At 71.1% G+C, this 17,265-nt stretch carries 17 protein-coding genes and 3 tRNA genes; 8 read left to right on the plus strand and 12 right to left on the minus strand.

The annotated features are described in order from the left end of the window. Positions 1 to 15 precede the first annotated feature (15 nt). From Pmi06nite_RS28260 to Pmi06nite_RS28275, 4 genes are all read right to left on the minus strand, one after another. On the minus strand, positions 16 to 1,248 hold the full coding sequence (locus Pmi06nite_RS28260) for a hypothetical protein (protein WP_203956180.1): 1,233 nt from the start codon (positions 1,246 to 1,248) through the stop codon (positions 16 to 18). A 207-nt stretch (positions 1,249 to 1,455) separates the two neighbouring features. Next, entirely contained in the window at positions 1,456 to 2,454 is a 999-nt protein-coding gene (gene add / locus Pmi06nite_RS28265; RefSeq protein ID WP_203956181.1) for an adenosine deaminase, read from the minus strand. A gap of 58 nt (positions 2,455 to 2,512) precedes the next feature. Then, positions 2,513 to 4,012: an LLM class flavin-dependent oxidoreductase gene (locus tag Pmi06nite_RS28270; RefSeq protein ID WP_203956182.1), complete on the minus strand. Its 1,500-nt coding sequence runs from the start codon at positions 4,010 to 4,012 to the stop codon at positions 2,513 to 2,515. After that, entirely contained in the window at positions 4,005 to 4,349 is a 345-nt protein-coding gene (locus tag Pmi06nite_RS28275) for a winged helix-turn-helix transcriptional regulator (protein ID WP_203956183.1), read from the minus strand. The genes Pmi06nite_RS28270 and Pmi06nite_RS28275 overlap by 8 nt, the downstream gene beginning before the upstream one ends. 86 nt (positions 4,350 to 4,435) lie before the next feature. Here Pmi06nite_RS28275 and Pmi06nite_RS28280 point away from each other — a divergent pair, with 86 nt between their 5' ends. The 5 genes from Pmi06nite_RS28280 to Pmi06nite_RS28300 all read left to right on the plus strand — a co-directional run bounded on the left by Pmi06nite_RS28280 (position 4,436) and on the right by Pmi06nite_RS28300 (position 8,780). Beyond that, complete coding sequence (locus tag Pmi06nite_RS28280; protein ID WP_203956184.1) at positions 4,436 to 5,128, plus strand: nucleotidyltransferase domain-containing protein; 693 nt, start codon at positions 4,436 to 4,438, stop codon at positions 5,126 to 5,128. Positions 5,129 to 5,227: 99 nt separating this feature from the next. After that, positions 5,228 to 6,031 (plus strand): SAM-dependent methyltransferase, encoded by an 804-nt coding sequence (locus Pmi06nite_RS28285; RefSeq protein WP_203956185.1) that lies wholly within the window; start codon positions 5,228 to 5,230, stop codon positions 6,029 to 6,031. Between the two features lie 14 nt (positions 6,032 to 6,045). Further along, entirely contained in the window at positions 6,046 to 6,948 is a 903-nt protein-coding gene (locus Pmi06nite_RS28290; RefSeq protein WP_203956186.1) for a TIGR03619 family F420-dependent LLM class oxidoreductase, read from the plus strand. Between the two features lie 112 nt (positions 6,949 to 7,060). After that, a complete protein-coding gene (locus tag Pmi06nite_RS28295) occupies positions 7,061 to 8,311 on the plus strand; it encodes an esterase/lipase family protein (protein ID WP_203956187.1) in 1,251 nt (416 codons plus the stop codon). 235 nt (positions 8,312 to 8,546) lie between these two features. Further along, positions 8,547 to 8,780, plus strand: a complete 234-nt coding sequence (locus tag Pmi06nite_RS28300) for a hypothetical protein (RefSeq protein WP_203956188.1) — start codon at positions 8,547 to 8,549, stop codon at positions 8,778 to 8,780. A 66-nt stretch (positions 8,781 to 8,846) separates the two neighbouring features. Here Pmi06nite_RS28300 and Pmi06nite_RS28305 read toward each other — a convergent pair whose 3' ends face one another. The 6 genes from Pmi06nite_RS28305 to Pmi06nite_RS28330 form a co-directional block, all read right to left on the minus strand. Further along, complete coding sequence (locus Pmi06nite_RS28305) at positions 8,847 to 9,134, minus strand: DUF6295 family protein (protein WP_203956189.1); 288 nt, start codon at positions 9,132 to 9,134, stop codon at positions 8,847 to 8,849. An 11-nt stretch (positions 9,135 to 9,145) separates the two neighbouring features. Continuing rightward, entirely contained in the window at positions 9,146 to 9,889 is a 744-nt protein-coding gene (locus tag Pmi06nite_RS28310; RefSeq protein ID WP_203956190.1) for a dienelactone hydrolase family protein, read from the minus strand. 66 nt (positions 9,890 to 9,955) lie between these two features. After that, positions 9,956 to 11,719, minus strand: a complete 1,764-nt coding sequence (locus Pmi06nite_RS28315) for an MFS transporter (protein ID WP_239114268.1) — start codon at positions 11,717 to 11,719, stop codon at positions 9,956 to 9,958. Positions 11,720 to 11,922: 203 nt separating this feature from the next. Then, positions 11,923 to 11,997, minus strand: a tRNA-Val gene (locus Pmi06nite_RS28320). A gap of 12 nt (positions 11,998 to 12,009) precedes the next feature. After that, positions 12,010 to 12,080, minus strand: a tRNA-Cys gene (locus Pmi06nite_RS28325). 13 nt (positions 12,081 to 12,093) lie between these two features. Further along, positions 12,094 to 12,165: transfer RNA gene (locus Pmi06nite_RS28330), tRNA-Gly, on the minus strand. A gap of 129 nt (positions 12,166 to 12,294) precedes the next feature. Between Pmi06nite_RS28330 and Pmi06nite_RS28335 the strand changes: the two genes are divergently transcribed. Then, positions 12,295 to 13,119, plus strand: a complete 825-nt coding sequence (locus Pmi06nite_RS28335) for an ArsR/SmtB family transcription factor (protein WP_203956191.1) — start codon at positions 12,295 to 12,297, stop codon at positions 13,117 to 13,119. Further along, entirely contained in the window at positions 13,085 to 14,632 is a 1,548-nt protein-coding gene (gene hutH, locus Pmi06nite_RS28340) for a histidine ammonia-lyase (RefSeq protein ID WP_203956192.1), read from the plus strand. Before Pmi06nite_RS28335 ends, hutH begins: the two co-directional genes overlap by 35 nt. Before the next feature lie 10 nt (positions 14,633 to 14,642). Here the strand turns inward: hutH and Pmi06nite_RS28345 are convergent, their stop codons facing one another. Together Pmi06nite_RS28345 and Pmi06nite_RS28350 are read right to left on the minus strand one after the other, a co-directional pair. After that, entirely contained in the window at positions 14,643 to 14,870 is a 228-nt protein-coding gene (locus tag Pmi06nite_RS28345) for a hexameric tyrosine-coordinated heme protein (protein ID WP_203956193.1), read from the minus strand. Positions 14,871 to 14,994: 124 nt separating this feature from the next. Next, positions 14,995 to 16,218 carry an NAD(P)-binding domain-containing protein gene (locus Pmi06nite_RS28350; RefSeq protein WP_203956194.1) on the minus strand — a complete coding sequence of 408 codons (1,224 nt, stop codon included), beginning with the start codon at positions 16,216 to 16,218 and terminating at the stop codon, positions 14,995 to 14,997. Positions 16,219 to 16,301: 83 nt separating this feature from the next. Here Pmi06nite_RS28350 and Pmi06nite_RS28355 point away from each other — a divergent pair, with 83 nt between their 5' ends. Further along, complete coding sequence (locus tag Pmi06nite_RS28355) at positions 16,302 to 17,252, plus strand: LysR family transcriptional regulator (RefSeq protein WP_203956195.1); 951 nt, start codon at positions 16,302 to 16,304, stop codon at positions 17,250 to 17,252. Positions 17,253 to 17,265 lie beyond the last annotated feature (13 nt).

Here is a 17,265-nt window from a genome sequence, read left to right on the forward strand (position 1 = left end):
GGCCCAGGCGACTCGTCACCGGCCGGGCGAGGCCCCGTTGGCCGATGAGCCGTTCACCGGTGAACCGTTGGACGGCGATCCGCCGGCCGAGGTGGCCGACAGGACCGGCTCGTCGACCTCGATGGCGGGGAACGTCCCGGTGTCGAGGATGCCGTGCTCGTTGTAGGCGGCCTCGATCAGGGCGTGCGCCTTCGCCTCGAGCTTCCACAACGAGCGGTACTCGCGGGCGGTGTCGAGCGGGATGCCGATCTCCAGCGCGATGTCGGCCGCCCGCGGCACGAACTTGCGCTCGATCTGGTGGTCCCAGTACTCCCTGGCGGCCCGGATCCCGGCGGCGCGCTGCGCGGTGTCGATGATCGGGGGGCCGCTCTCGGCCCGGCGGATCTCGTCCTCGTCGTCGACCCCGGTGGTCCCGGCGACCAGGGCCGGGCGGGCGGGAGGCTCCTCCGGCTCGGGCGCCCACGGGACGGGCGGGTTCAGGTCGATGAGGGCGGCCGTGTTGTAGAGCGCTCCAATCTGGGACAACAGCGCCTCCTGGCGCTCCGCGTCGATCGCCAGGCCTGTGTACTCCACGGCCCGGTCCATCTCCCTGTCGAGCCGGGTGAGGGCGGCGCGCATCCTGCGGTCGGAGGCGCCCGCCTCGCGCAGGGCACGGGCGCGCTTGGCGGCCAGGGCGACGCGGGTGAGCCTGCGGTGGGCGTCCACCTCGCTCGCGGTCCTGTCGCTCGCCTCGGCCAGCCCGATCCTGACCAGAACGCGCTCGGGGGTGAGCCGCCAGTTGATGCGGGCGCGGCCCGTGATGCGGTGCCGTTCGATCGCCATGCCGCGCTCCCACAACCACGCGGCGACCAGCGGCGCGGCGAGCCGGAACAGCGCCTCGGCGAGGCTCCTGGCGTCCAGGCTGGACAACACCGCGGACAGGCCGGTGAGGGCCCACACGGCGATTCCGTCGATGCCCGCGGAGTAGTTCTCCCGCATGTTGCGGCGGGCCCGGACGGCGCTGGTGATCACGGCGACTTCGATGAACGCGAACAGCAGCAGTCGCAGCGGCCCGTCGAACCCGAGGACGTCGCCGGAGAAGCGCCACATGCCCTGAGCGGAGACGCCGGTGGCGATGCTGGCGGCGACGATGGTGAGGATGTCCTCCGCCGGGCGGCCGGCGGCGTGGCGGCGCAGGAGCCTCGTCACGGCGCGGAAGGCGGCGCGCAGGACGAAGAAGACCAGGGCCAGCACGGCAAGGGATAACACACAGATCACGACGGTGCCGACCGGATGGGCCGACGTGAAGGCGGTTATTTCATCTATAGGTGGCATCGGTCACTGTCTTTCGATCTCCGACACGATATCCAGGAGATCATTCCAGAATGTGGCCATGTCTCGTGAGTAAACCATTGCTCACGGTCGGGAACGAAGTGATTACGGAGGACCGATACGCCACACGAGCCGCCGCGACACTCAGGCGTCCGGGGCGGCCAGCCAGGCGTCCGCCTGAGCGATCAGCCGCTCCTTCGTCCCGGCGGACGCGAACGAGGCCTCGATCGAGGCCCGTGCGAACTCGGCCATGACCTCGTCGCCGTACCCGAAGGCCTCCCGGACGCGGGCGTACTCCTGCGACAACGTCGTTCCGGCGATCGACGGGATGTCGGTGTTCAACGTGACGACGAGACCGGCGTCGCGCAGCCGGGGCAGGGGATGGGCGGCGAGGGAGCCCGCGATCCCCAGGGTGACGTTCGACGAGGGGCACACCTCGAGCGGGATCGCCCGGTCCCGCACCTCGGCCACGAGTTCCGGGTCGTCCAGCACCCGGATCCCGTGCCCCAGCCGCTCGGTGCCGCCGGGGCCGATCGCCTCGCGGATGCTCGCCGCGCCGCAGGTCTCCCCGGCGTGGTGGACCACGTGGAGGCCCGCGTCTCTGGCGGCCGCGAAGACCTCGGAGAACGGGGCCAGCGGATAGGACTCCTCCCCGGCCACGCCCACGCCGACGACGGCCGCGTGACGGGCGGCCAGTTTCACCGTGCGCCAGGCCCGGTCCGTCGACCGGCGCCGCGAATGGTCGAGCACCACCCGGCACTCCACGCCGTACGCCGCCTGGCCCTCCGCGAGCCCGTGCAGCACGGCCTCCAGCGGCATCTCCAGGTCGTCCAGCCGTTCGCCGTGGGAGGCCGCGGTGAACGTCACCTCCGCGTAGCCGGTGCCCTGGGCCGCCTCGTCCTCGCAGAACTCCACCGCGATCCGGTGGAAGTCCTCCGGCCTGCGCAGGCAACTCCGCACGAGAGAGTTGTGGTCGGCGAACTGCCGGAAGCCGTCGAAGGCGAGCGGCGCCCCGTCGTCGCCGCCGTGCGAGGGGACGTCCACCCCGTTCGCCGCGCCGATCTCCCGGAGCGTCGCCCATCGGATCGTGCTCTCCAGGTGGACGTGCAGATGAGCCTTCGGCAGCAGCCTGATGTCCCGCATGGTCCGGAGGATAGGAAGCCGGGGTCCTCCGCCGCATCCGAATTTCGTGGCCGCGACCTCAGATGTCGAGGTCGAGCCGTGCGAGCGGCTCCACCAGTTCCTCCTCCTCGTAACCGAGGTGCGACAGCAGGGCGTCGGCGAGCAGGTCGACCTGCAGGCGCACGCCGTCGAGCTTCTCCGGGTCCTCGATCATCGCCACGAGGGCCACGTCGAGGCCGGTCAGCACGGCGGCGATGACCTCGTGCTCCTGCTCGAGCCGCTCGACCACCGGAGCGAGGGACGGCTCCGCCCCGGTCAGCATCGGGAACATGTGCTCGTCCTCGATGGTGTGGTGGGTGGTGAGCAGGCGGCAGTAGGACGCGCAGAACGTCCCGAGCGTCCAGTAGTTCTGCCGCATGGTCAGCTGGTTGATCATCGACCGGAGGGAGGCGGCGTCGCCCTGCCCGTCCGCGACCTGCTCCAGGGCGTCCCTGATCTGCGTGAGCTCCTGCCGGAGGTGGTCGTGGATGAGCACCAGGCGCTGCCCGTTCGCCCGCTTCGCCGGGGGAAGGGCGTTGATGTCGCGCTTGACGGACCGCGGCCGGGTCGCCTCGTCGAGGACGCTCACCGACCCGCGCCCCGCTGTCGCCATGACGGCGGGGGGAGCGGCCGGGGCCGGCTCTCCGCGGGGGGAGGGGCGCTCGCGCGTCACCGCGTCGCGGACCGCGGGCGCTACCTCTTCGGCGAACGTCCTGAGGCTCCGCTCGTCGTTGGAGGCGAGCACGAACACGCTCATGCCGTAGAGGAGCGTGAGCTCGGTGAGCTGCTCGGCCCAGAGCGGAGGCGGGCCGTCGAGGAAGCCGCCGCCTGAGAGGCCGGAGAACCGCCCGGAGATGTTGTAGACGCGCCGCACGTCGGCGGGTTCGCGCCCCGTCTGCTCGGCGGCGGCGTCGATGATCGCCGACATGCCCGCCAGCTCGGACGGCGCCGCGTAGGCGGACGACGGGACCCATCCGTCGCCGAGCCGCCCGGTCAGCTCCAGCATCCTCCGCTTGTAGGAGCCGATCCACAGGCCGATGGGGTGCGCGGGGAACGGCCCGGGCTGGGCGCCGTCGAGCCGGTAGTGCCGGCCGTCCAGGCGCACGCCGTCACCGGGGGTCCACAACGCCCGCATGACCTCGATGGCCTCCTCCAGCGCCTCGACCGACTCCGCCGGGGTGCGGCGCGGCCCGCCCATGGCCGTCACGCCGGCGGGGAAGGCTCCTGAGCCGAGGCCCAGCTCGATCCGGCCGCCGCTCAGCAGGTCGAGTGAGGCGGCGCTGCGCGCGAGCACGGCGGGCGGGCGCAGCGGCAGGTTGATCACATCGGGGAACAGCCGGATCCGTGACGTGCGCGCGGCGAGCACGGACAGCAGTGTCCAGGTGTCGAGGAACGACGGCTGGTAGGGGTGGTCCTGTATGCCGAGGATGTCCAGCCCGAGATCCTCGGCCAGCACGGCCTGCCGTTCCAGCCGGTGGCGTCCGGCCGCGTCCGGCGTGAGGAACGCGCCGAACCACAGCTCGTGCCCGAAATCAGCCATCGTCTTCCGTACCTCTCCCGAGCCAGCGTTCCCCCCACGCGACCAGCGGCTGCACGGCGAGGGCCAGCTCCTTGCCTCTATCAGTGAGTGAGTAGGTGATCTGGACGGGTGTCGTCGGCTGGACCTCCCGGACCAGCACCTGGGCGGCGTCCAGCTCCCTGAGCCGCTGGGCGAGCACCCGGTCGGAGATGCCGGGCACCGCGGCGAGGTACTCGCTGTAGCGCCGGGCCCCGTCCTGGGCGGCCATGAGGATCGCGCCGTTCCAGCGCCGTCCGACCAGCTCGATCGCGGCCTGGAACGACGGACACCGAGCCTCGAAATCATCTTTTGTCGTCATAAGTCAAATCACCTGCCAGCAGATTAGCTTACTTTTGAGAAGGAACTTCCACAAAGGAAGTCGGATGGCCATGGCATGATCCCCGCATGGTGCTCCAACTCCCCGGGCAGACCGTGTTGTCGGTGGTGACCGGCTCACGCGCGTACGGGCTGGAGACGGAAGGGTCGGACACCGACAGACGGGGCGTCTTCGTGACCCCGACCCCGCTGTTCTGGCGCCTGGACAAGCCGCCGACCCACGTCGAGGGCCCGATGCCCGAGCAGTTCTCCTGGGAGGTCGAGCGCTTCTGTGTGCTCGCTCTGGGCGCCAACCCGACCGTCCTCGAATGCCTGTGGTCCCCGATCGTCGAGCACTCGACCCGGATCGGCGACGACCTGCTGGCGATCAGGAGGGCCTTCCTGTCCCGCCGGGCCGTGGAGACGTTCGCCTCCGCCGCGGACGACCAGTTCCGCCGCCTCGATCCGGACGGGTCGAGAAGGCCGGGTTCTCCGATGGGCGAGGCCAGGCGGGCGAAGATGGCCATGCACGTGATCCGGCTGTTGCTGGGCGCGCTCAATCTCGCGGTCGACGGTGAGCCCCTCGTCCGCGTGGACGCCCATCGAGACCGGCTCCTGGCCGTACGGCACGGCCGGGCGGACTGGCCGGAGGTGCGACGCTGGCGCGACGAACTGGTGACCGAGATCGCCGCGCGGACGGCGGCGGGGACGGCGCTTCCCGAGCGGCCGGACCGTGGGGTGGTCGAGGAGTTCGTGGTCGCCGTGCGGCGGTCGTCTCTCTGAGAACGTGCCCCGGATTGTCCGCCCCCGATGCCGACATTCCCGACAAGCTGGATATGCTGATCACCGTCGAGATCATGAACACGCACGGGGGAGTGCTCCTTGGGGCAAGATCGCCGATCCTGGGGCTTCGATCCGACCACGCCCAACATCGCGCGGTTGTACGACTACTACCTGGGTGGCAAGGACAACTTCGCCGCCGACCGTGAGGCCGCCGAGCGGATCCTCGCCGTCGCGCCGGAGTTGCGGCTCGCCGCCCGTGAGAACAGGGCGTTCCTCGGCCGGGCCGTACGGTTCCTGGCCGAATCCGGTATCACCCAGTTCCTGGATATCGGTACCGGTCTGCCCACCCAGGGCAACGTCCACGAGGTGGCCGCCGAGGTCATCGATGACGCCCGGGTCGTCTACGTGGACAAGGACCCCGTCGTGCTCGGTCACGCGCGGGCCCTGCTGGCGGGTGCGGGCGGGACGACCACCGTCGTCGAGGGCGACCTGCGGCGCCCCGAGGAGATCCTCAACCACGAGGACGTGGTCAAGGCCATCGACTTCGGCAAGCCCGTCGGCCTGCTCCTCGTCGCGATCATGCACTTCATCCCGGACGGCGACGATCCCGCGCGCATCCTCACCACTCTGCGGGACGCGCTGCCGCCGGGCAGCTTCCTCGTCCTGTCGCACGGCACGCGCGACGCCCGCCCCGCGGCCGTGACGGCCGGCACCCAGGTCTACCAGGGCGCCACCTCGCCGCTGGTGCTGCGTACCCGCGACGAGATCGGGACCCTGTTCGACGGATTCGACCTGGTGGAGCCGGGCCTGGTCTGGTTGCCGGAATGGCGGCCGGACATCTCCGTCCAGTTCGACCCGCCGGAGACGTCACTCATCCTCTGCGGTGTGGGCCGCAAGATCTGACAGCGAGGTCCAGCGTGGAGATCGGTCTAGCGCTCGCCCAGTACGGGCGGTTCGCGTCGCTGGAGAGCGTCCGCCTGGTGGCGCGGGAGGCCGAGTCTCTCGGCTTCTCGAGCCTGTGGGCCGGTGACCGGCTGATGACTCCGCTCAAGCCCAGGGACCCCTATCCCGGCGGGGACGGGACCATCCCGGAGGCTCACCGGGTCTTCCTCGACCCCGTCGCGGTGTTGTCGGTCGCCGCGGCGAGCACCACGCGGGTACGGCTCGGCACCAGCGTGCTCAACGCCTGCTGGTACCCGCCCGTGCTGCTGGCCCGTTCGCTCGCCACCGTCGACCAGTTGAGCGGCGGGCGCCTCCTCGTGGGCCTGGGGCTGGGCTGGTCCTCCGACGAGTACGCCGCGGTGGGCGTGCCCTGGAAGTCCCGCGGGTCGCGGTTCGACGCCGTCCTCGATCTGCTGGACGCCGTCTGGACCACCGATCCGGTCTCCTACGAGGACGAGCGCTGGGCGGTCTCCGCCAGCCACATCTTCCCCAAGCCGGTCGCCAGGCCGCCGCTCTACCTGTCCGGGTTCGCCCCGGCGGCCCTGGAGCGCGTCGGGCGCAGGGCGGACGGCTGGCTGCCCGCCGCGCTCCCGATCCCCGCTCTCACCTCCATGTGGGAGGCCATCCGCAGGAGCGCGGAGGAGGCGGGCCGGGACCCCGACGCGCTGCGCATGGCCCTGCGCAGCAACCCGATCATCACCGACGAGCCCGTCCCGCAAGCGCGTGTCCCGAGAGCCGGCACGGTGGCGCAGATCGCCGGCTACCTGTCCGCCGCCGCGGACGCGGGCGCACACGAGATCTTCGTGGATCTCCAGCTCACCGCCCGCGACGACCACCACCTCCTTGAACTCGCCGAGGCCGTGCGCGCCGCGCTCTGAGCTGTTCCCCCACCGCCGGCGCCCGGGGCATGTGGGCCGCCCACATTGATCCGGCCGCCTCCATCGGGCGAACTGGTGTCTGTCACGGGGGTGGAGCGTCAAGGGAGATGTGATGAGACGACGTCCTTGGGGCCGGTTGCCGGCCGCCCTGGGGCTGGTGGCCGCCATCGTGCTCGCGGCCCCGGCCGCGCCCGCCTCTGCCACCGGTTCCGTGACACTGGAGGCCACGTACGCGTCCGGGCTGCAGAACGGCTGGGCGCAGGTCGAGCGGTACAAGGACAACTCCACCGCCTTCGTGGCCGAGACGTACCCGTCGGACGGGCGGGGCGACCAGACGGGCCAGACGAAGCACCTGTTCGGTGACGTGGCCCGCCCGCACTCCTCGCGCTTCCTGCTCTACTCGGCGCCGGGATGGCAGACCGGGGCCAAGCCCGTCCCCGTGCTGCTCGTCCACGGCGCCAACCAGACGGCCGACCAGGCCTGGGCGAACCCCAACGCCGCCGGCGCGTACGGCTGCGGCCAGGCGAGCTGCCCCACGACCGGTCTCATGCAGAGCCTGAGCGGCAAGGGCTACAAGGTCTTCGCGATCGGGTTCCCGCACACCACCGGCGACGGGTACTACTGGTCGGAGCAGATCGCCGACGCCGTCTCCCTGATCAGGGCCAAGACGGGCGCGTCCCAGGTCGACGTGGTCGGCTGGTCCAAGGGCGCGTTCAACGCCCGCATGTACGTCTCGTCGCTGCGCAAGTCGTGGGGCACCGCGTACAGGGGCGACGTCAGGAAGCTGATCCTGCTCGGCGGTCCCAACAAGGGCTTCGACTGGGGCTACCGGCACGGCTGGACCCACGATTTCGCGATATTTCCGGAATGTGGGGGCACGCTCAACGCGCCCGCACCGCACACGAAGATGGTCTGCTACGGCCTCTGGCGCACCCACACCGACCTGAGCTATGAGGGCGACGCCTACCCGGGCTCCGACGACATGCTCTACCGGTGGGACGACGTCTACCCCCTGCCCGCCACCGAGCAGGACTGGTACACCACGTACTACGGCGGCACGGGCTTCTACACCGCGGGCCGCGGCATCCAGTACGCCATCGACCGGGGCTCGCTGGTCGTGCCCCTGATCAACGCGGGCACCCCGGCGAGCGTGCCGGTCTACCAACTCTGCGGCAACACCCCGGACATGGCGCTCCTGCACAACGAGCACACGGGCCCGTCCGACGGGGCGGTCTTCGTCGCCAGTTGCTCCGCGCCCGACGGGATCGCCAACCGTGCGGCCACCGCCGTCCTCGGCCTGAACCACCTCAAGCTCGGCTGGGCCTCCAGCTCCATGAGCCAGGTCGCCACCTGGCTCGGCTGACCGGGCCCGAATCAGGTCCGACCCAGGCCCGAACCCCGGCCTGACCACGTCTGACCATGTCTGACCTGGTTCGACGGCGCCCTCGCCCCGCATGACCGCCGGCCCCGGATCCCGTACGGAGGATCCGGGGCCGGTTCCATGCCGCGACCAGTCAGGCGATACGGGTGGGCGATGGTCGCACGCGGGCAGGGATGACTAATAATGGCTGCAATCACGAACACTCCAGGAGACCTCGGTGACCAGCCCACTCAGCAGGGACAACCTCGATCTCGCCACGAGCGCCCAGGAAATGGCGGACAACGCGCCCGCCGGGTCGCTTCGTCACGCGGCCGCCGCCTCGGTCGCCATCACGTGCGCCACCACGCGTGACAACGACCACGCCCGCAGCACCCTGGACGGCATCGCCCCCGATGAGGTGCGCCTGGCCGCTCTCGCTCTGTTCGACCAGCTGTCCGGCCGGGCCGGATGACCCACGCCGCTCAGCGCCGCTGAGACGGGCGCGGGCCTCCGGCCGCCACGGGGAAGGGGGAGGGTCTCAGGAGGCGGCGCGTGCGTGCGCGCCCGACGCGAGCCCGGGCGGTGCCGCGGCCAGCGCCTTCTGGATGGCCTCGACCAGCGCCAGCGCGGCCTCCTCCGTGAGCTCGACCGCGACCCGCGCCGACGGGCCCTCGCCGGGGTTGGTGAAGTCGATGTTCAGCGTGTGTTCGTGCGTCGCGTGGTACGGGTGGTCGACGTAGACGGCGCCGTCGCTGAGCGTGAACCAGCCGGCCGCCCCCTTGGCGGCGCCGTCAAGCTCGATCTTCTGGGTGAGATAGGTGCACATCGTGGCTCCTGTCAGGCGCTGAGGTGGCGGCCGTAGAAGTCGAAGATCTTCTTCCAGCCGTCCACGGCGGCGGCGGGACGGTAGGAGGGCCTGTCGACGGCGAAGAACGCGTGGCCGGCGTCGGGGTAGGTGTGGAACTCGTGTTCCTTGCCCAGCTTCTCGAGCTCCGCGGCCAGGACTGCGACCTCCTCGGGGCCGGGGAAGGAGTCGTCGGCGCCGAACAGGCCGAGCAGCGGGCTGGACAGGTCGGGCGCCTTGGACAGCAGCGAAGTGACCTTCATGCCGGATTCCGCGGGCGGCTGGTTGACCACGAAGGCTCCGTAGCAGTCCACCGCCGCGTCGATCTGGAGCGAGCAGGCGGCCAGGAACGTCTGACGGCCGCCTGAGCAGAAGCCGATCACGCCGATCTTGCCGTTGGCGTGGTCGAGCCCGTTCAGATGAGCGGCGGCTCCGGCCACGTCGCCGACGAGCTGCTCGTCGGGGATGCCACCCTTGGCCCGCGCGGCCGCGGCCTGGTCGTCCGGGCTGACGCCCGCGCCCTCCCGCGAGTACAGGTTCGGGCAGACGGCGGCGTAGCCGTGGGCCGCGAACTTGCGGACGATCTCCTTGGAGGCCTCGTCGTAGCCGGGCATGTGGTGGATCACCACCACACCGCCGCGGGGCTCCTCACCGAGCGGCCGGGCCAGGTAGGCCTCGAGTTCGGCGTTCTCGTGTCCGGCGACAGAGATCGTGCCGGCCCAGATGGCATCGTTCATCGCTGATCCTCTTACTCGTATGTTCTGCGGAGACCCGTCCGGGCCGCAGGTGGTGGAAAGGTCCGGTCAGATGGTGGTGGTCGTCCGTCGCCGGCCGTCCAGCAGCGAGGCGATCGCCCCGATGACCATCATGACGGCGGCCGCGGAGAAGACCACAACGAGGCCCTGGTGGACGGGCGCGGAGATCAGATCAGGGAAGAACTCGTTCCCGGTCAGCCGCGCCTGCGTGTCGGGCGGCAGCGAACGCAGCACGTCCGGCGGCAGGATCGTCCGGATGGGGTTGTAGCCCAGGAAGGCGGCGAACAGGCTGCCGACGGGCGGCAGGTGGCCGACCGACTGGGCGACGGCCACAGGGACCCCGGATCTCTCCAGGCCCGAGGTGAGGGCGTTCGGCAGCCCGGAAGCGAGGCCGATGATGAGCAGCGAGAAGAAGACGCCGATGGACAGGGCCTGCCCGGAGTTCTGGAAGGTGCCGCGCATCCCGGCGGCGGCCCCCCGCTGGTGGGCGGGCACGCTGCTCATCACCCGGGAGGTGTTGGGTGAGGAGAAGACGCCCGAGCCGATCCCGCTGACCGCCAGCAGCGCCGCGAACACCCAGTAGGGGAAGTCGACCGGCAGCGCCATCAGCCCGAGGAAGGCGGCGGCCACGATGATCAGGCCGCCGGAGGCGAACAGCCGCTGCCCGTACCTGTCCGACAGGTAGCCCGACACCGGGCCCGCGGCCAGGAAGCCCACCGTCAGCGGCAACATGTAGATGCCCGCCCACAGCGGGGTCTCCTCGAAGGCGAAGCCGTGCAACGGCAGCCAGATGCCCTGCAGCCAGATGATCAGCATGAACTGCAGGCCGCCCCGCCCGATCGCCGACAGCAGCACGGCCAGGCTGCCCGCGGAGAACTGCGGGATCCGGAACAGGCTCAGCTGGAACATGGGTTCCGCGACCCTGCTCTCGATCACACAGAACGCGATCAGCAGCAGGACGCCGCCGCCGATCCCGCCGAGGACCCACGGGTTCGCCCAGCCCGTGCTGTGCCCGCCGTACGGCTGGATGCCGTAGGTGATGGCGGCCAGCACCACACCGAGCCCCAGCGCGAAGGTGATGTTGCCGGCCAGGTCGAGCCGGGCGGGACGGCGCTCGCCCAATTCGTGCAGGGAGGCGTAGGACCAGATGGTGCCGACCAGGCCGATCGGGACGCTGACCAGGAACACGACCCGCCAGTCCCACTCCGCGAGGAGACCGCCGATGATCAGGCCGAGGAACGAGCCGGCGATGGCGGCGACCTGGTTGACGCCCAGTGCCGTGCCGCGCTGCTCCACGGGGAACGCGTCGGTGAGGATCGCCGTGGAGTTGGCGAAGAGCATGGCGCCGCCGACGCCCTGCACGACCCGCCAGCCGATCAGCCAGAGCGCGCCCGATCCGCCGTGCAGCGGATCGAGTGACAGCGCGATCGAGGCGACGGTGAACACCGCGAACCCGCTGTTGTAGATCCGCACCCGGCCGAACATGTCTCCGAGCCGGCCGGCCGGGACGACCAGCACGGCGGACACGAGCAGGAACCCCATGATCATCCACAGCAGGAAGCTCACGTTGCCGGGCTCCAGCGGGTTGAGCCCGATGCCCCTGAAGATCGCTGGAAGCGAGATGATGACGATCGACGAGTTCACGGTGGCCAGCAACATGCCGACCGTCGTGTTCGACAGCGCCACCCACTTGTAGCGGGGATGGTCCCGATCGAGCCGACCGGCCCGGTGGGCCGTGTCCGGTGGCCTGCCCGCCGTCCCCGTTCCGGCCGGAGCCTTCGGGGCGTTCATGGAGTTTCCCGCATCACGCATGCGCACGTCCTCCTCCTTCGTCCCGATAGTAGTTGCTTTGCCTAACTAACTACTCTCGGGGTGGTGGCTCGGCGGAGAGGGGTGAAAGCGCTGGTGGCGGGGGGATCCACGCGGACCGCGGAAGGGTGTCATCGGATCCGGGAAACGCGAAAAGCCGCCGGAGATCCGGCGGCTTCGAACAGGCCGTCAAGGCCGGGAAAAGATGGTGGGCGATACTGGGATTGAACCAGTGACCTCTTCCGTGTCAGGGAAGCGCTCTCCCGCTGAGCTAATCGCCCGTGTCGGACCAGAGGTGGAGACGGGATTTGAACCCGTGTAGACGGCTTTGCAGGCCGTTGCCTCGCCTCTCGGCCACTCCACCAGGTGCAACTCCGAGCGGAAGACGGGATTCGAACCCGCGACCCTCACCTTGGCAAGGTGATGCTCTACCACTGAGCCACTTCCGCATGCCGTCCGCCGGGGCGGACTCACGCGTTGCACTTTATCGAATCACCGCCCACACCCCAAATCAGCGCGAGCCGTCAGGAGGGGATGCTTCGGCGACCGACGAACAATGGGTGGGTTAGCGTCGAAACATGCCCGCCGAATACATCACTCAGGACGCGGAGATCGCCCCGGTCGCGGCGCTGATCGCCGATGCCACGCGCGCCGCCATGCTCACCGCCCTCCTGGACGGCCGGGCACTCGCCGCGGGTGAACTCGCCCGGATGGCCGGGGTGACCCCGCAGACCGCCAGCGCCCACCTGGCCCGGCTGCGGGATGGCGGCCTGATCACCATGATCAGCCAGGGGCGGCACCGCTACTTCCGGCTCTCCGGGCCCGACGTGGCCCAGGTCCTCGAGGTGCTCGCGACGATCAGCGAGCGGCCCGCCGTGCGTTCGCTGAGGCAGTCACGGCAGGCCCGGCTGCTCCAGGAGGCGCGGACCTGCTACGACCACCTCGCGGGCAGGGTCGGCGTCGAGGTCTACGACGCCCTGCTGCGAGAGGGCCACCTCGTGGAGTCCGACGAGGGTTCCTGCGAGGTCACCTCCAGCGGCCGGGACGCCGTCACCGCGTTCGGGGTCGACCTCGACGCCGTACGACTCAGCCGCCGCAAGTTCGCCCCCGCGTGTCTCGACTGGCTGGAACGCCGCCCCCACCTCGGCGGCGCGCTCGGCGCGGCGATGTTCGAGCGGATGGTGGCCCTGGAGTGGCTGGCGCGGGGGACCACCCGGCGGGCGATCGAGGTGACCGCGGCCGGGCGGGCCGGTCTGGAGTCGACGTTCGGATGTAAGGAGCTAACATGCAATACGCTGGTTACCTCCGCGGTCGCCGGCGGGCCTGCAAGCGCACGAAGAGCCACTGAGGCTCCGGGAGAGTGGGACGATGCACGACAGCGAGGCAACGGCGGTCGGGCCTGAACCGCTGACCTTCGACGACGTCATCCAGGTCGCCAGGCACGGCGGGTCCGTGCGGCTGACGGACGACGCGCTGGCGGAGATGGCCGCCTCCCGTGGACGGATCGAGGACCTCGCCGAGGCCGACACCCCGGCCTACGGCGTCTCCACGGGCTTCGGCGCCCTGGCCACGCGGCACATCGACCCCGCGCTGCGGGCACAACTCCAGCGCAGCCTCATCCGCTCGCACGCCGCCGGATCCGGCCCCGAGGTGGAGACCGAGGTGACGCGGGCGATGATGCTGCTGCGCCTGCACACGCTCGCCACCGGGCACACCGGGGTGCGCCAGAAGACGGCCCGCGTCCTGGAGTCCCTGCTCAACGCGGGGATCACGCCCGTGGTCCACGAGTACGGCAGCCTCGGCTGCTCGGGTGACCTCGCCCCGCTCTCCCACGTCGCGCTGACGCTCATGGGCGAAGGAGTCGTCCGTACGGCGGACGGCCAGGTGAAGCCGGCCGAGGAGGCGCTGAAGCAGAGCGGCATCGAGCCGGTCGAGCTCGCCGCCAAGGAGGGGCTCGCCCTCGTCAACGGCACGGACGGCATGCTGGGCATGCTGGTCCTGGCCATCGACGACCTGATCAAGCTGCTCAAGACCGCCGACATCAGCGCCGCGATGAGCGTCGAGGCGCTGCTCGGCACCGACGCCGTCTTCGCCGCCGACCTGCAGGCGCTGCGCCCGCACCCCGGCCAGGCGGCGGCCGCGGCCAACATGCGAGGCCTCCTCGAGGGCTCGGGGATCATGGAGTCGCACCGTGACGGTTCCTGCACCCGGGTCCAGGACGCCTACTCCCTGCGCTGCGCGCCGCAGGTCGCCGGCGCGGCCAGGGACACGGTCGCCCACGCCGCCACCGTCGCCGCGCGCGAACTGGCCAGCGCGATCGACAACCCGGTGGTCCTCGCCGACGGCCGGGTCGAGTCCAACGGCAACTTCCACGGCGCCCCCGTGGCGTACGTCCTGGACTTCCTGGCGATCGCGGTCGCCGACCTCGCGTCGATCGCGGAACGGCGGACCGACCGGATGCTCGACGTGGCGCGCAGCCACGGGCTTCCCGCGTTCCTGGCCGGCGACCCCGGCGTGGACTCCGGCCACATGATCGCCCAGTACACGCAGGCCGCCATCGTCTCCGAGCTCAAGCGGCTGGCCGTGCCGGCGAGCGTCGACTCGATCCCGAGCTCCGCGATGCAGGAGGACCACGTCTCCATGGGCTGGTCGGCCGGCCGCAAGCTGCGGCGGGCGATCGACGGGCTCACCCGCGTGCTGGCCATCGAGGTGCTGACGGCCGCCAGGGCGCTCGACCTGCGCGCGCCGCACCTGCCCGCCGCCGGGACGGGCGCGGTGGTCGCGCTGCTGCGCGAGTCGGTCGCCGGGCCGGGGCCCGACCGGTTCCTCGCCCCCGAGATCGAGGCCGTCGTCGATCTCGTCGCGAGCGGCGCGGTGGTCTCCGCCGCGGAGTCCGTCACCGGCCCGCTGTCCTGAGACCCTCCGGTCAGCGCCAGTAGTTGTTGGCCGCGGCGATGGTGGCGAACTCGATCGAGATCACGTGCGCGGCGGAGGTCCGCGTGTCGGGGTCCGCGGCGTTCTCGCCGCGGCCCCGCCGGAGGATCTCGGCCTCCGGCTGGATCGCGTGAATCGTGTTCCTGGCGATCAGGACGGCCAGGGCCCGCCCGTCCTCAGGGCTCGCGGTGATCAGGGAGTTGCCTGGTACGAGTTCCATCACGCCCCCGGGCATATCGCAGAGTGTCACCATATGAAGGCGTATGGTAACCGATCTGCAAGAGGGGCACGGCCGGTGGGGATGCCGGCCGTACCTCTTCTCGTGCCGTCGCGGGTGAAAGGGGTCAGCCGGCCGCGGCGACCACCTCGACCTCGATGAGCAGACCCGGCTGGAACAGGCGGGACACCTCCACGGTGGTGCTGGCCGGGGGCTCGCCGGTGAAGTACCGGCTCCGGACGTCGCCGTACTCGCGCAGCAGCGACATGTCGGTCAGGAACGTCCGCACGTGCAGCACCCGGTCGAACGACGAGCCCTGGTCCTCGAGGATGCGCTCGAGGTTGCCGAGGATGAACTCGCTCTGGCGTGCCATGTCGCCCTCGCCCACGACCTCGCCCTTCTCGTCCAGGGCGACCTGGCCGGACACGAAGAGGAGATCACCCGTCCGGGTGGCGTGCGAGTAGTACCCGTTGGTGGCGGGGACGGCCGGCGGGTTGATCTTCAGCACCGCCGGGGCCGCCGCTTCGGGCGAGGGACCCTCCAACGGCGCGGTGAAGATCGCGGTGATGTCCTGGCCGCCGAGCCCGGCCCCGGCGGCCTGGGCCAGCCGGTCCCTGGCCGACGACGTCACGGTCTGCACGGCGCCCGGTCCTTCGGTGGCCAGCCGCAGATCCTTGGCCGCCAACCCGAGCGAGTAGCCGGTCGCCGGCGGTCCCGACTCGATCGCGGGACGGAGGCGCTCGACGAGCGCCGCGAGAGCGGTGCCCGACAGCGTGTCGAGGAAGACCGAACGATCCAGTTCCAGGGCCTCCGCGTAGGCCAGGTTCTCCGCCAGCATGACCTGGGCCGACACGGAAGCGCTCATCACGGCGAGCTTCAGCGCCGCCCCCGCGCCGAGGGGACCGGCCTCCCTGATCGTCCCGAAGATCGTCAGCACGTCGCGGACGCGGGCGAGATCCTCCGGCGCGCCTCCCGCGAGGACCGCCAGCGTGCCCGCGGCCGCCGGTTGCAGGCTGCCGAGAACGGGAGCGTCGACGAGCCGTACGGACTCGGGGAGCAGGTCGCGCAGCCGCGCCACCGCCTCCGGCCCGATGGTGGACATCTCCACGAACACCGTCCCGGGCCGCAGCCCCGGCAGCGCGGCCCTGGCCACCTCGTCCACGGCCGCGGGATCGCTGAGCATCGTCACGACCAGGTCGGCGTCCGCCACGGCCTCGGCGGGGGAGGAGGCCGTCTGCGCGCCGGGAAGCTCTTTCCGCGTCCGGTTCCACACGGTCACCTTGTGGCCGGCGTCCACGAGCCGCCCGGCCATGAGGGCGCCCATGCGCCCCAATCCAAGGAAAGCAATCATGCGTAGACGCTATGTGCGAACCCTCCCATTCCACCAACGAGTAGATTGCATGCGGCGCATGCCTCCCACTCATGGATGGACCGATGCTCGAAACGGACATGCTCCGGCTGCTCGATGTGGTGGCTCGCACGGGCTCCTTCACGGCGGCGGCGCTGGAGCTCAGCTACACCCAGTCGGCCGTCTCCCGGCGCGTGGCGACGCTGGAGGCCGAGGCGGGCGGCCCGCTCTTCGATCGGCTCCCTCGTGGCGTACGGCTCACGCCCGCCGGCCACGCTCTGCACCGGCACGCCTGTGACGTGCTCAAACGTCTCGCGATGGCGGAGGAGGAGTTGGCCGCGATCCAGCGGGGCACGGGTGGCCGCCTGAGGGTGGGCGCGTTCGCGACGGCCAACGCCGCGCTGGTGCCCGGCGCGCTCCGCGACTTCCGGGCGGCCTTCCCCGGCGTCGACGTCAGCCTGGTCGAGGGCCTGAGCGGGGAGCTCGTGGAGGGCGTCAGGGACGGCATGATCGACATCGCGGTGGTCAGCGACTACTTCTCGGGCGTGCCGCTCGGGGAGGAGACCGAGATAACGCCGCTGCTGGAGGACGAACTGCTGATCGCGCTGCCCGCCGACCACCCGCTGGCCGGGGCCGACGTGGTCGACCTGCGCGATCTGCGGGACGAGAGCTGGATCGCCGGTGCCCAGCCGGACGGCGCCACGACGCTCGGCGAGGCGTGCGCCCGGGCGGGATTCACCCCCCGCGTCGAGGTCCGGATCGGCGAATGGACGGGCAAGCTCGGATACGTGGCCGCCGGGCTCGGGATCACGATGGTGCCCGCCATCGCGGCGCCGGCCGTACGGGCCGATCTGGCGCTGCGACCGCTCGGCGACTTCGCGCCGCGCCGGACCGTATACGCGGCGCTGCCGCGCCCCGCGACGGCATCGGCCCGGGCGCTCCTGGACTTCCTCCGGCATGGCCTTCCACACCTGGCGGGCTCACCTCCGCCGGAGCCGGTGGACCCGCCCGACGCGGCCGCCGGGCGTTTCGCCTGATTGTCCGCTGGTT

Source organism: Planotetraspora mira, from assembly GCF_016863275.1.
Lineage (GTDB): Bacteria > Actinomycetota > Actinomycetes > Streptosporangiales > Streptosporangiaceae > Planotetraspora > Planotetraspora mira.